The 656-nt window shown below is 66.6% G+C and carries 1 protein-coding gene; it reads right to left on the bottom strand.

Translation table 11 applies throughout. From position 1 onward, the window contains the following. The coding region (locus AC3WOS_RS28575; protein WP_492720704.1) for a hypothetical protein at positions 1-656 on the bottom strand (656 nt) is incomplete at both ends.

The following is a 656-nucleotide window of genomic DNA, read 5'->3' on the forward strand; positions in this document are numbered from 1 at the left end:
CAGTAATGGGTGGCCGTGCCGCTGTCGCTGGTGATGCGCTGGCCCTGGGTGGCGTCGTTGCTCAGGTTGCCCACGATAGCCAGCGCGCCGCCGGCCAGGATCTGGCTGTTACTGTTGAACACCGAGCCGGCCGTGATGGTCATGCTTCCGCCGGCCGCGATGCGGCCCGGCGCCGAACTGGTGATGACGGAGCTTCGAGTCGTGCGGGTATAGTCGTACTGCGTGAAATCGTCATAGTCCCCCCACCAGTCGCCATAGCCGGCCGTGGTCTGCAGGTGCAGCGACTCGTCGATATAGGTATGCACCCCGGGCGTGCCGGCCAGATAGCGCGGCGATGGATAGCTGGTGCCCTTGCTGCTGTTGCCCTGGTATTCCGTCACCGCCGTCACGCTGCCGGTGTCCATGCCCAGCGTGAAATGATTGTTCAGGTTGTTGACCTGGCCGGCCGCCAGGTTCATGCTGCCCAGCGCTTCGATGTTGGCGCTGGCATTGTTCACCACGCCGGCCTGTCCGCTGGCGATGCCGCCCGCGCCGAGCGCGCCGCCGACGGCCAGGTCGCCGCCGCTGAAGATGAGCGCCTGCTCGTTGTTGTTGATGGTCTGGGCGCCGATATCGAGCCGGGTGCGGGCGGCGATGGTGGCGGCGATGCCGCCTTC

The sequence above is a fragment of the Rugamonas sp. FW305-51 genome, assembly GCF_058786935.1.